The sequence below is a fragment of the Bradyrhizobium sp. SZCCHNS1050 genome, from assembly GCF_032484785.1.
Lineage (GTDB): Bacteria > Pseudomonadota > Alphaproteobacteria > Rhizobiales > Xanthobacteraceae > Bradyrhizobium.
In genome coordinates this window covers 174931-187282 of sequence record NZ_JAUETR010000002.1, presented here as the reverse complement: position 1 = coordinate 187282, position 12352 = coordinate 174931, and the positions used below count along the sequence as shown (strand labels likewise).

Below are 12352 nucleotides of genomic sequence, written 5' to 3'. Positions count from 1 at the left end.
TCATCACCGTCATTCCGGGGCAGCCCGCCAGGGCTGAACCCGGGATCTCGAGATCCTCAGGTGCGCAATTGCGCACCATAGTTCGATGCTATCGCATCGCCCCGGAATGACTGTGGAGACGGTTGGTACCTCCCAGCGCACTACCGCAGCGTCGCCGACACCTCCTGCGACGTCACGAGAATGACCTCGCCGTCGAGGATCAGCTTGGCGATGCCGAAGAAGGTCGCCACCGCGGCGGAGCCGTTGTGGCGGTCCATCGCGGCCTTGTCGGCGAAGCGCTCGTAGGTCGTGAACAGACCGGGCTCGGTCTCACTCTGCGAGATGAAGAACCCGATCGTCTCCGGCTCGTTGGCCGCGACATGGGCCGCGACGGCGACGAGAGCGTCGCGCATCGTGGCCTCGTATCCCGCCTTGGCCCTGATGACCGCGGTGATGGTGATCATCAGAAGGTCTTCCAGTCGCCGTCGGCCTCGAACGCCGCCGCCGCCTGGTAGATGGTGGATTCGGCGTAGTCCTTGCCGATCAGCATCAGGCCGACCGGCAGGCCGTCCGAGAGGCCGCACGGCAGGGTCATCGCCGGATGGCCTGTCACGTCGAACGGGCTGGTCGTCGCGGTCATCTCGAAGGCGCGCTGCACCACCTCGGCGAGCGGCGCATCCTTGGCCGGGATCGGCGTGGCGACGCACGGCAGGGTCGGCATCAGCAGCAGATCGTAGGAGCCGAACATGGCATCATAGGCCGCCTTGGCCTGAATCGCGATGTTGCGCGACTTGGCGTAGTAGCGGCCACGATAGTGCTCGAGGCCCCACTGCCCGACCAGCATGGTCAGCTTCAACGTCACCGACAGATCGTCGGCGCGCGTGCGCCAGCCGGAATGCGCATCGAGCAGACCGACATCGTAAAGGCCCTTCCAGTTGAACCCCATGCCGTTGCCGAGCATCATCTGCACGAGGAAGCCTTCGAGCGTGATCGGATTCCACGCCGCCAGCGCATGCATGTGCTCGGGGATCGAGACTTCCGACATGCTCGCGCCCATCTTGGCGAAGCGCTCCGCGCCAGCCTTGACCTTGGCGACCACGCCCTCTTCCATGTTGGGCGCGCTGAAGCCTTCCTTGAGGACGCCGATCTTGAGACCCTTGACGCCCTTGCCGAGCGCCTCGGTGTAGGCCGAGACCTTCGGCGCATATTGCCGGGGATCGAGACCGTCGGCGCCGGCCAGCACTTCGAGCAGCAGCGCATTGTCAGCGACCGACTTGGTCATCGGTCCGGTGTGGTCGATCGTCGATTCGATCGGCATCACGCCGGTGTAAGGCACGAGGCCGTGGGTCGCCTTCATGCCGTAGATGCCGCAATAGGACGCTGGAATGCGGATCGAGCCGCCCTGGTCGCCGCCGATCGCCATGTCGACCTCGCCGGCCGCCACCAGCGCGGCGCTGCCCGACGACGAGCCGCCGGCCGAATAGCCCATCTTCCAGGGATTGTGCACCGGCGCGGGATCGGAGGTGTGACTGCCGCCGGACAGGCAGAAGTGCTCGCAGACGGCCTTGCCGACGATGGTGCCGCCGGCATCGAGAATGCGGGAGACGATGGTGGCGTCGGCGGCGGGAATGAAACCTTCGAGCGTGGTCGAGCCGTTCATCATGGGAACGCCGGCGAGCGCGACGTTGTCCTTCAGCACGACGCTACGGCCGGCGAGCTTACCGCTGGACGCGCCCTTCACCTCGGTCTTGATCGCCCAGGCGTTGTACTTGTTCTCCTTCGGCATCGGCTTGGCGCCCGGCGTGCGCGGATATTTGACAGGCGGCAGCGGGTTCGGCAGCTCATCGATGATATCGTACTGGTCGAACATGCCGCCCATCAGCGACAAATATTCGGCGGCCTCCTCGACCGTCATGTTCATGTGCAGGCTGGCGGCGAGATCGGCGACTTCCTCGGCATTCGGGCGTTTGATGGACATGAGTCATCCTTTCTTGTGAGGACAAGCTGGGCAGAGACAGCAGATTGTCAGTTCAATGGGCCGGCGCAGCTGCGCCGGTACGGGCTCTAGCTCGGGACCATCTGACCTTCCCGGGCCAGGAGAGTCTCACGGTCGAGTTCCTCGGTGATACGCCCCTTCTGGATGTGCAGGATGCGGTCCGATAACGACGTGATGAATTCGAGGTTCTGCTCGACCACGATCAAAGACATCTTCCAGCGCGACTTCAACGCCAGCAGCGTCTCGATGATCTCCTCGATGATCGACGGCTGGATGCCTTCGGTCGGTTCGTCCAACAGGATCAGCTTCGGCTTGGTGCACAGGCAGCGTGCCAGCGCCAGCAATTGCTGCTCGCCGCCGGACAGCGCGCCGCCGCGGCGGTCGAGCAGGCGGACCAGCCGCGGAAAATCCTGCAGCACGGCATCGATGACGCTACGGTCCTCCTTGGGAGCCGCGGCGAGCCCCATGCGCAGATTTTCCATGACCGAAAGGTCCGGAAAGATCTCCCGGCCCTGCGGCACCAGACCGATGCCGAGCCGCGAGCGCTCGTGCGGCTTGAGATGCGTGATGGCTCGGCCTGCGAACACCACCGAGCCGTCGGTGGTTGGCAGATGCCCCATCAGCGTGCGCAACGCCGTGGTCTTGCCCATGCCGTTATGGCCGAGGATGCCGAGATATTCGCCGTCGGCGACCGTCAGGTCCACGCCGAACAGGATCGGGATCCGGCCATAGCCGGACTTGAGCCCGTTGACTTCGAGAAGCGCACTCATGCCGCCACCTTCTTGCCGAGATAGACGTCGCGGACGCGCTGGTCGGCGAGCACCTTGTCCACGGTGTCCTCGACCAGCACGCGGCCCTGGTGGAACACGGTCACGCGCTTGGCGATCTGCTTGATGAACTCCATGTCGTGCTCGACGACCACGATCGCACGGGTCTGGTTGATCTCGCGGATGATCGCAGCGGTGTGGAAGGTCTCCTCGTCGGTCATCCCCGCGGCGGGCTCGTCGAGCAGGATCAGCTCGGGCTCGGCGGCCAGCACCATGCCGATCTCGACCCATTGGCGCTGGCCGTGCGACAGCGTCGCGACGATGCTGTCGGCGTAGTCGGTCAGCCGGATCATCTCGAGCACGGCATTGACCGCCGGGCCCTGCTGGCGCGGGGTCGCCTTGCGGCGCACCGCCATCCAGATGTTCTCGCGCACCGAGAGGCCGTTGAATACGTTCGGGACCTGGGTCTTGATGCCGATGCCCATGCGCGCGATCTCGTGCGACAGCTTGCCCGCGATCGGCATGCCGCGGAACGCGATGCTGCCCGACGTTGGCACCAGTTGTCCCGTCAGCGTCTTGAAGAACGTGCTCTTGCCGGCGCCGTTCGGGCCGATCAGGCAGCGCAACTCCATCTCCTGCAGGGTGAAGGTGATGTCGTCATTGGCGACGACGCCGCCGAAGCGCATCGTCAGGTGCTCGGCCTTGAGCAGAGGAACGAGGTCTGCCATGTCATTCGGCTCCTGCAGGATGCGGCGCCGCAGCGGATTGCACCGGTGGACCATTGGCTTTCGGCTTGGAGGCCGGCATCAGCCGCATCACGAGATCGCGGGCGGTCGGCACCATGCCCTTCGGCAGCAGCAGCACGAAGATCACCAGCACGCCGCCGAGCACGAGGTTGGAGTTCAACAGCTGCTGCGAGCCGATATAGGCGACGATGTATTCGATGACGACGCAGCCGATGATCGGCCCCAACAAGGTGCCGAGCCCGCCGACCGTGATCCAGATGATGATCTCCGCCGACAGCGAAAGGCTGAAGATGGTCGGGCTGACGAAGGCGCCCCAGTTGACGTAGAGCGCGCCGGCAAGCCCGGCGATCGCACCGCCGAGAATGAAGGTCAGGCACTTCACCAGCCGCGGGTCGTAGCCGAGCAGCGAGGCCCGCACCTCGTTCTCGCGCACCGCGACGATGATGCGCCCGGCCGGCAACGCCAGCAACAGGCGCAGCATCAGGAACGCGGCCAGCAGCACGCCTGCTGTGGTCCACCACGACTGCTCGGGCGACAGCACGGTCGAGGGATCGAACGGCATGTTGAAGGTCGGCACCGCCGGCATGCCGTTGAAGCCGCCGAGCAGCGCCTTGCCGATCTTGTACGCATCGCCCGAGGTCGAGTTGACCGAGTTGAACAGGATCAGGGTCACCGTGAGCGTGATGACGCCGAGATAGACGTCGGAGATGCGGCCGAAGAAGATGAAATAGCCGAGGATCGCCGCGAACGTCGCCGGGACCGCGATGGCCACCAGGATCGCAGGCGTCGAGTCCTGGAAATTGATGGCCGCGATCGCATAGGCATAGCCGCCGAGCCCGAAGAACGCGGTCTGTCCGAACGACAGGATGCCGCCGAAGCCCCAGATGAAGGCGAGGCTGAGCGCCAGCACCGCCATTGCAGCGAACAGCGTCAGCTGCATCAGCGCGAACAGCTCGATCACGCTCGGCACGATCGCAATCGCTACGATGGCAAGGGCGATCGCGCCCACCTGGCCGGAAAGACGGAGGTGCTTGTCCATCACAGGTTTCCCTTGAAGAAGCGCCCGGAGATGCCCTGCGGCAGCAAGCGGATCAGCACGATCGCGGTGGTGAAGACGATCACCTCGCCATAGACGGGCGTGGTGAAATAGGCGCCGATCTGGTTGACCGAGCCGAACAGGCTCGCGGCCGAGAGCGTGCCGGAGAGGATCGCGGCGCCGCCGCCGACCACGGTCATGAACGCCTTCGCGACATAGGCGCCGCCCATCACGGGGGTGATGCCGGACACCGGCGCCAGCAGGCCGCCGGCGAGGCCGGTCACGGCCGCACCGAGCGCGAAGGTGCTCATGTAGACCCGGGCCGGGTTGACGCCGAGCGTCGCCGCCATCGCCGGATTCTGCATCGTGGCGCGGGCGACCAGGCCGAAACGGGTGTAGCGCATCACGCCGTAGATGATCGCCATCATGACGGCCGCCATCAAGGCAAGGAACAGCGTGTAGTAGCTCGACTGATACGAGCCAATCGAAAAGCCGCCGAGCGGCGTCGGCACGCCCTGCTGGGTGTTGCCATAGATCGTCGTGATGATCCCGATGATCAGGAGGCTGAGGCCCCAGGTCGCGAGCATCGAATCGACCAGGCGGCCATAGAGAAAGCGAATCAGGCAGCGCTCGATCACGAGCCCCACGATGCCGACGAACAGCGGCGCGATGATCAGCATCGCGATCCAGATGTTCACACCGGCATTGGCGGAAATGACGGTCGCATAGGCGCCGAGCATGATGAATTCGCCATGGGCGAGATTGATGATCTTCATCATGCCGAAGATGATCGCCAGTCCCAGGCAGAGCAGGAACAGCGACGAGATTCCATTGAGGACGTCGAGCGCGAGGATGACGTAGATCGCCATGCGTCAGGTCTTTCAGGGCAGTCCAGGGACACCGGGCCCCGCCGGATGGCGGGACCCGGCAGGCGTCAGAGATTGATGATGTACTGCTTGGTGTCGGTGGGGTTCTTGACGAGGTCGCAGACACTCGCGGTGTCCGCCGGCTTGGCGTCGGTGTAGGTCTCCAGCACCGACCATTTGCGGTCCTTCACCTCGGCAAGGAACGCGTTGCGAACCGTGTGATGGGTCGGCTTGTCCAGCGAGACCTTGCCGCTGGGGCCGTCGAAGACGAGGCCGCTTTCGAGCGCCTCGATCACCTTCATGCGGTCGATGCTGCCGGCCTTCTTGACGCCCTCGGCCCACAGCATCACGCCTTCATAGGTGCACGAGGCGAGCTCGCTGATGTAAGGCGAATCCGGATGCGCCTTCTTGATCTTCTCGACGAAGCTCTTGGAGGCCGGCGTGGTCAGCTCCTCGAAATAGCCGTAGGCGCCAATGACCCCATCGCTTTCCGCCGCGTCCAGCGTCGAGGGCTCGTTGACGAGCCCAAAGGTGGTCGAGGCGATCGGGATCTTCGATTTCATGCCGGCGGCAGTCCACTGCCGGTAGAATGCGGTGTGGTTGCCGCCGACCAGCGCCGACAGGATGAGGTCGGGCTTGGCCGCCTGGATCTTCGAGATGGTCGAGCCGAAATTGGTGACGTCGAGCGGGAAGAAGTCGGTCGAGAGAATCTCGCCGCCATTGTCCTTGCAGTACTTGGTCATCCACTTCGCGGTGATCTGACCGTAATTGTAGTCGGCCGCGATGATGTAGGCCTTCTTGCCCGACTTCTTCATCGCGCTCGGCACAAGCTTCTCGACCGTCTGCGCCGGCGTGGTGCCGGTGCAGAACGTGTTGCGGTCGCAGACGCCGCCTTCGTACAGCGTGTTGTAGAAGTACAGCACCTTGAAGCGGTCGAAGGTCGGCCGGATCGCCTCGCGCGAGGCCGAGGTGATGCCGCCGTGCACGACGTCGACCTTGTCCTTCACCGCCAGCTGCTGGGCATATTGCGAGTACAGCTGGATGTTGGACTGGGTGTCGTAGTGGATGACCTTCAAGGGACGTCCGAGCAGGCCGCCGGCGGCATTGATCTCATCGACGGCGAGCTGCAGCGCGTAGACCATCGGCGTGCCGGAGGTGCCGATCGGGCCCGACTGGTCGTGCAGGCTGCCGACCGTGATCGGGTTCTCGGCCGCAAGCGCGCCTGAGCGGAACACCGCAGGTATCGCGATCAAGGTCGACGTCGCGATGGCCGAGCGTTGCAGAAAACGACGGCGGGAAAAAGTCATCAGGGGTCCCCATCGGTTGGTGATGCTGTTGCACAAGTCGCGCAAAGTTTAAAATTACAATATTTGAAAATGCAAGTTCTTTTTGGCGCGGCAGCGCTCAGTGTGACGATGCGACAACCGAGAAATCGTAGCCGTCCAGCTCGGCGAGGTGGATCGGGTGCCGGCCGCCAACCACCGGCTGTGCCTCCGTGCCGCGCGCGGTGCGCCGCTGCAGCGTGCGCCCGAAGAAGCGCCTGAGAACGCGCGCATCGAAGCTCTCGGCGCGCTCGATCAGCGCGGCGAGCGCGTGAATGCCCTCGTAGCAGGACTCGCCATAGCCGTTCGCGGGCGGCGGGTTGTCGCCGAATGCCGTGTAGTAACGCTCCAGGAAGGCGCCGTTGTTGCGCGAGCGCAGCGATGCAAAGTAGCTGGAGGCGACGAACACGTTCTCGGTCTCGCTGCTGTCGAGTCCATAGACGATGGTCTCGTCGAAGGCCGAGGAGAAGCGCAGAACGTGGCGGCTGAGCCCGGCGGCGCAGAAGGCGCGGCTGAACACGATGCAGTCGAAGCCGAGAAAGACCGGGAGAACGACGTCGCTGCGCGTGGTCTTGATACGATCGAGCATCTCGTCGAAATCATGCACGCCGACCGGCACGTAGTGCTCTCCGGTGACGACGCCGCCGTATCGCGCGATCAGGCGCTTGGCGATGTCGAGCGAGGAACGCGGCCAGATGTAGTCGTTGCCGCACAGGAAGAAGCGCCGGGCGCGCTTGCACTCCGAGAGCCATTGGATCGCGGGTGCCAGCAATTCGCCGGCGGTCTCGCCCGTGGTCATCACATCGCTGTTCGCCGGCAGGCCCTCGAACTGGGGCGTGTAGACGAACGGCACGCGGCCGCGCGCGGCTTGGGCGACGGGATCGCGCGCGTAGCTCGGCAGCATGCCGACGAGGCCGTCGACGGCGAACTCGTCGACCGCTTCGACCGCGGCCCGACCCGCGCTGGCGGCGGTTGCGCCGGCGTCGATGACGATCAGCTCGACCTGTCGGCGGCGGATGCCGGCGGCCTGGTTCAGCTCGGTCACGGCCAGCCGCCCACAGGCTTCCGCGGAGGGGGCCCACAACCCCGCCGAGCCGCGCTGAGGAATGATCAGGCCGATCCGAACGCTGTGCAAACGTGCCGCCTCTGCTGTTGCAGAGGATTTGCACTCACGAATCGTGCCAAGCGCGTTTTGGCGTCATCGCGGTCGTTCGTGTACCAAAGTTCGCCGATTTTGGTTCTGGAACCTGACGCTGGTCAGAACATCGGCGCGCCGACGCCTATTCGTTAGGCATCCGCTGCCATGGCCTCGATGTGTCGTCGCGACCCGCGACTCACCGCGCGGGACCGAGGGTTTTGCGCATCGGATAGGAGGCCGCGGTGCCGAACTTGCCGGCGGGCACGCCGACATCGGCGTAGCCGCGGGCGAGATAGAATCGATGCGCGGTCTCGGTGCTCAACAAGGCGATCTCCCTTGCACCAAGCGCGAGCGCCCGCCGCTCCAGCTCGGCCACCAGCGCCGAGCTGATGCCGCGAAACCGGGCTTGCGGCGACACGTAGTTGACCGTGATCTCGCCGGGATGGGCGAGCCCGCCGACCGCGAGAATCGCACCATCCTCGACCGCGACCAGCAGTGAGCGCCCCTGCCCGTCCGCCCACTGCGCCACGTTCTGGGGTGTCTTGTTGGCCAGCCAGCGCGCCAGGATCTGCGGGTCGCCGCGGTGGTCGTCCCTGCACAATTCGGAAATCGAGGCCCGCAACACGGCGCAGGCCGCCTCGGCATCGTCAGCCGTCGCATCGCGGATGATCATCGCAGCCCCTCTCTGGAACGGAGGGAACGCGATGCATTCCGCTCCTGCTACTCGCGCTTGCCCTGCACCCAGCTCTCGAGCATCTGCAGCGCCGAGGCGCGGTCATCGTCCGAGGCCTTGGCGAAGGCGCGGTTGTAGCTCTCCTTGATCCAGGCTTCGTCCGGACCGGCGCTGTCGCGCGCCAGCGTGAGCCACATCAGTCCGCGCGCCGGCTGGCGCGGCAACCGGTCGCCGTTGAACAGCATCTGACCAAGCAGCGCCTGGGCCTGGTGCTGGCCCTTCTGCGCGGCGAGGCCGAGCCAGCGCGCACCATAACGGAAGTCGTCGCGCGAGGCATCCGCGGTCTTCAGGTACATCCGCGCCAAGTCGTACTGGGCGTCCGCATTGCCGAAGTAGGACGCCGCATAGGAGAACATCTCCCGCGCGCGATCCGGATCGGCCTTGACCTTCGTGTTGGGGATGCCGCTCAGGTAATAGCGGCCGAGCGCGACGAAGGCATTGGCGACGATCTGCGCCTGCGGCGCCGACGGGCTGTCCTCCGCATGCGCATTGGCGATGCGGCTGAAATAGTCGAAGGCGCGCATGTCGTCGCGCGCAACGCCATCGCCCGCCGCATACATGCGGCCGAGCTTGAACTGCGCAATCGGGTGACCTTCCTCCGCCGCGTATTGCAGCGCCGTCAGGGACTGCGTGGGTGAGGTCGAGGACGTCGTCGCGGGCAGCGCCTTGCGCAGCGCGCCGGCGCCAGCCTGCTGTCCAGCCACGGGGATCGCCGGCTCCTGGTTGACCGGAGCGCCATCGAACGCGAACGATGGCGTCGGCAACGCGAGCGGGGCAACCCCCAGCATCAATGCGAAAAGGATCCGATCAGATGTCCGCATAGCAATACTTCTCTTGCGCACCACCTGGATGGGTCACGGCGCCCGCCACGGCCGGCCCCACCTGCTGGGCATATTTCCAAAGTGCACCTGACGTGTGATGCGTCTCACGCGGCGTCCACTTGGTCTTGCGTGTCGCCAGCTCGGCATCGCTCAACTTCACGTTAAGGATGCCCGCCTCGGCGTCGATCTCGATGATGTCGCCATCCTCGACCAGCGCGATCGGTCCGCCGACCGCCGCCTCCGGTCCGATATGGCCGATGCAGAAGCCCCGGGTCGCGCCCGAGAACCGGCCGTCGGTGATCAGCGCGATCTTGCCGCCCATGCCCTGCCCGGTCAGCGCCGCCGTGGTCTGCAGCATTTCCCGCATGCCCGGACCGCCGCGCGGCCCCTCGTAGCGGATGACGATCACGTCGCCTTCGCGATAGGTGCGCTTCTGGACGGCGTCAAAGGCGTCCTCTTCCCGATCGAAGCAGCGGGCCGGCCCAGAGAATTTCAAGTTCGACATGCCCGCGACTTTCACGATCGCGCCCTCTGGCGCGAGATTGCCTTTCAGACCGACGACACCCCCGGTTGCAGTGATCGGCTTGTCAGCCGGCACCACCACGTCCTGGTGCGGATTCCACTTCACGCCTTTGAGGTTTTCGGCGATCGTCCGGCCGGTGACTGTGAGGCAGTCGCCGTTCAAATAGCCATGGTCGAGCAACGTCTTCATCAAGAGCGGAATGCCACCAGCCTCGAACATGTCTTTGGCGACATAGCGGCCACCCGGCTTCAAATCCGCGATATAAGGTGTCTTTTTGAAGATTTCGGCGACGTCGAATAAGTCGAACTTGATGCCGGCCTCGTGCGCAATCGCAGGTAGATGCAGCGCAGCATTGGTCGACCCGCCGGACGCCGCCACAACCGCAGCGGCATTCTCCAGGGATTTTCGCGTGACGATGTCGCGCGGGCGGATATTGGCGGCGATCAGCTCCATGACCTGTTCGCCGGCGGTCATGCAGAAGGAATCGCGGATTTCGTAAGGCGCCGGGGCGCCGGCCGAATAAGGCAGCGCCAGCCCGATCGCCTCGGACACCGTCGCCATCGTGTTGGCCGTGAACTGGGCGCCGCAGGCGCCAGCCGACGGACAGGCGACGCGCTCGAGCTCGTCGAGGTCGTCGTCCGACATCGCGCCCACCGAATGCTTGCCGACAGCCTCGAACATGTCCTGCACGGTGACCTGCTGGCCGCGGAAATTGCCGGGCAGGATCGAGCCGCCATAGATGAAGATCGAGGGCACGTTGAGCCGGACCATCGCCATCATCATGCCCGGCAGCGATTTGTCGCAGCCGGCGAGGCCGACGAGCGCATCGTAGGAATGGCCGCGAATCGTCAGCTCCACCGAATCGGCAATCGCCTCGCGCGACGGCAGCGACGAGCGCATGCCGTCATGGCCCATCGCGATGCCGTCGGTCACGGTGATGGTGCAGAATTCGCGCGGCGTGCCGCCGGCGTGCGCCACGCCCTTCTTCACCGCCTGGGCCTGCCGCATCAGCGCGATGTTGCAGGGCGCAGCCTCGTTCCAGCACGAAGCGACGCCGACGAAGGGCTGATGGATCTGCGCCGTGGTGAGGCCCATGGCGTAGAGATAGGACCGATGCGGCGCACGCTCGGGCCCTTCCGTCACATGACGGCTGGGCAGCCTGCGCTTGATGTCGGTCTTCGCGTCCATCGCTGTTTTGGCCTCCCGGTGCTGTGGAGAACGCTCAAAATCCGGCAAGTGGATTTTCGGCAGCCTCACACGCACTGGTTATGTTCTGATCAAAGTATTTCACGACCAGGTGTGGCTAAAAAGCGGCGCGTTTGCGGAGCGCCGGAGATTGTTACCAAAACTTCGTAAACTGTGGCGACGTCGCAACATCCGTGGCCGATGCGCAACCATGCGCGATTGGGCGTGGCAGGGTGAGCCTACTCCGGCACCACCCCGGCGGCGCGGATCATCGGCCACCATTTGCGGATCTCGGCGCGCTGCAGGGTTCCAAGCGCGGCGGCGCTGCGCTGGTCGGCCGTCGGCATCTGCAACCCCAGGTTTTTCAACTGATTTTTCACATCCGGCTCGTCCAGCGCGGCCACCGCCGCCGCATTGAGGGTGTCGACGATCTCCTTGCTGGCGCCCTTCGGCAGCCAGAGGCCCGACCACAGGGTCATGTGGAAGCCCGGCAGGCCGGCCTCGTCGGTGGTCGGAATCTCCGGCGCGGAATCGAGGCGCTTGGCGTCGGTGACGGCGTAGGCGCGGATCGTGCCGGCGCGAACCTGGTTGATGGCGTTGGAGGTCTGGTCCACGATCAGATCGATCTGGCCAGCGACCAGATCGTTCATCGCCGGCCCCGTGCCGCGATACGGCACATATTGCAGTTTGAGGCCGGTGACCTGCTCGAAATAGAGCCCCGCGATGTGGCTGCCGGAGCCATTGCCCGCTGTGCCGGCCGATACGGGGTTCGGCTGCGATTTCACCCAGGCGAGAAACTCCGGCAGCGACTTCGCCGGGATGTTGTTCCTGCTGACGATGATCATCGGATTGCTCGGCAGCAGCACCACCGGCTCGAGATCGGCTTCGAGGTCATAGCCGAGCCGGTAGACGGCGCCGTTGGCGACATGGGTGCCGAGATGGCCGAAGCTCACGGTGTAGCCGTCGGGCTTCGAGCGGACGGCACGGCCCACGCCGATCGAGCCGCCCGCCCCTGTCACGTTCTCGATCAGAACGGGCTGGCCGAGCGTCTGTCTCATGTGCTCGGCGAGGATGCGCATCATCGCATCCGATGGGCCGCCGGCAGCGAATGGCACGATCACGGTGATCGCGCGCGAGGGATAATTGTCGGCGCGCGCCGGCTGCATCAGCGCAAGACACACCAACAGCACGGCGCAAAGAGCTCGTCGCATCACGTCCTCCCTTGTGTCGCACGCACCGG

General features: G+C 65.1%; 12 protein-coding genes. All 12 read right to left on the bottom strand.

The features are described 5' to 3' along the window. Positions 1 to 140 precede the first annotated feature (140 nt). The gene (locus QX094_RS25230) at positions 141 to 443 is read right to left on the bottom strand and encodes a putative quinol monooxygenase (protein WP_316188265.1); all 303 of its coding nucleotides are present in this window, start codon (positions 441 to 443) and stop codon (positions 141 to 143) included. Further along, positions 443 to 1957 (bottom strand): amidase, encoded by a 1515-nt coding sequence (locus QX094_RS25225; RefSeq protein ID WP_316188264.1) that lies wholly within the window; start codon positions 1955 to 1957, stop codon positions 443 to 445. The genes QX094_RS25230 and QX094_RS25225 overlap by 1 nt, the downstream gene beginning before the upstream one ends. Before the next feature lie 86 nt (positions 1958 to 2043). Further along, positions 2044 to 2745 (bottom strand): ABC transporter ATP-binding protein, encoded by a 702-nt coding sequence (locus tag QX094_RS25220; RefSeq protein WP_315827507.1) that lies wholly within the window; start codon positions 2743 to 2745, stop codon positions 2044 to 2046. Next, entirely contained in the window at positions 2742 to 3470 is a 729-nt protein-coding gene (locus tag QX094_RS25215; protein WP_315711676.1) for an ATP-binding cassette domain-containing protein, read from the bottom strand. The genes QX094_RS25220 and QX094_RS25215 overlap by 4 nt, the downstream gene beginning before the upstream one ends. Position 3471: 1 nt before the next feature. After that, a complete protein-coding gene (locus QX094_RS25210; protein ID WP_316188263.1) occupies positions 3472 to 4527 on the bottom strand; it encodes a branched-chain amino acid ABC transporter permease in 1056 nt (351 codons plus the stop codon). Beyond that, positions 4527 to 5393, bottom strand: a complete 867-nt coding sequence (locus QX094_RS25205; protein ID WP_315711674.1) for an ABC transporter permease subunit — start codon at positions 5391 to 5393, stop codon at positions 4527 to 4529. Before QX094_RS25205 ends, QX094_RS25210 begins: the two co-directional genes overlap by 1 nt. A 65-nt stretch (positions 5394 to 5458) precedes the next feature. After that, positions 5459 to 6697, bottom strand: coding sequence for an ABC transporter substrate-binding protein (locus tag QX094_RS25200; protein WP_316188262.1), 1239 nt, complete (start codon positions 6695 to 6697; stop codon positions 5459 to 5461). A gap of 97 nt (positions 6698 to 6794) precedes the next feature. Further along, complete coding sequence (locus tag QX094_RS25195) at positions 6795 to 7847, bottom strand: substrate-binding domain-containing protein (protein ID WP_315711671.1); 1053 nt, start codon at positions 7845 to 7847, stop codon at positions 6795 to 6797. A gap of 199 nt (positions 7848 to 8046) precedes the next feature. Beyond that, positions 8047 to 8523, bottom strand: a complete 477-nt coding sequence (locus QX094_RS25190; protein WP_316175310.1) for a GNAT family N-acetyltransferase — start codon at positions 8521 to 8523, stop codon at positions 8047 to 8049. Positions 8524 to 8570: 47 nt separating this feature from the next. Further along, positions 8571 to 9287: a tetratricopeptide repeat protein gene (locus QX094_RS25185; RefSeq protein ID WP_409977886.1), complete on the bottom strand. Its 717-nt coding sequence runs from the start codon at positions 9285 to 9287 to the stop codon at positions 8571 to 8573. 103 nt (positions 9288 to 9390) lie between these two features. Beyond that, a complete protein-coding gene (gene ilvD, locus QX094_RS25180) occupies positions 9391 to 11115 on the bottom strand; it encodes a dihydroxy-acid dehydratase (protein ID WP_316188261.1) in 1725 nt (574 codons plus the stop codon). Between the two features lie 236 nt (positions 11116 to 11351). After that, positions 11352 to 12323 (bottom strand): tripartite tricarboxylate transporter substrate binding protein BugD, encoded by a 972-nt coding sequence (locus QX094_RS25175; protein ID WP_316188260.1) that lies wholly within the window; start codon positions 12321 to 12323, stop codon positions 11352 to 11354. Positions 12324 to 12352 lie beyond the last annotated feature (29 nt).

What these genes read in the sequence shown, in the direction of transcription:
- QX094_RS25175 (WP_316188260.1), bottom strand. Translation starts at nt 12,323, where the DNA reads ATGCGACGAGCTCTTTGCGCCGTGCTGTTGGTGTGTCTTGCGCTGATG.
- ilvD (WP_316188261.1), bottom strand. Translation starts at nt 11,115, where the DNA reads ATGGACGCGAAGACCGACATCAAGCGCAGGCTGCCCAGCCGTCATGTG.
- QX094_RS25215 (WP_315711676.1), bottom strand. Translation starts at nt 3,470, where the DNA reads ATGGCAGACCTCGTTCCTCTGCTCAAGGCCGAGCACCTGACGATGCGC.
- QX094_RS25210 (WP_316188263.1), bottom strand. Translation starts at nt 4,527, where the DNA reads ATGGACAAGCACCTCCGTCTTTCCGGCCAGGTGGGCGCGATCGCCCTT.
- QX094_RS25225 (WP_316188264.1), bottom strand. Translation starts at nt 1,957, where the DNA reads ATGTCCATCAAACGCCCGAATGCCGAGGAAGTCGCCGATCTCGCCGCC.
- QX094_RS25190 (WP_316175310.1), bottom strand. Translation starts at nt 8,523, where the DNA reads ATGATCATCCGCGATGCGACGGCTGACGATGCCGAGGCGGCCTGCGCC.
- QX094_RS25205 (WP_315711674.1), bottom strand. Translation starts at nt 5,393, where the DNA reads ATGGCGATCTACGTCATCCTCGCGCTCGACGTCCTCAATGGAATCTCG.
- QX094_RS25220 (WP_315827507.1), bottom strand. Translation starts at nt 2,745, where the DNA reads ATGAGTGCGCTTCTCGAAGTCAACGGGCTCAAGTCCGGCTATGGCCGG.
- QX094_RS25200 (WP_316188262.1), bottom strand. Translation starts at nt 6,697, where the DNA reads ATGACTTTTTCCCGCCGTCGTTTTCTGCAACGCTCGGCCATCGCGACG.
- QX094_RS25230 (WP_316188265.1), bottom strand. Translation starts at nt 443, where the DNA reads ATGATCACCATCACCGCGGTCATCAGGGCCAAGGCGGGATACGAGGCC.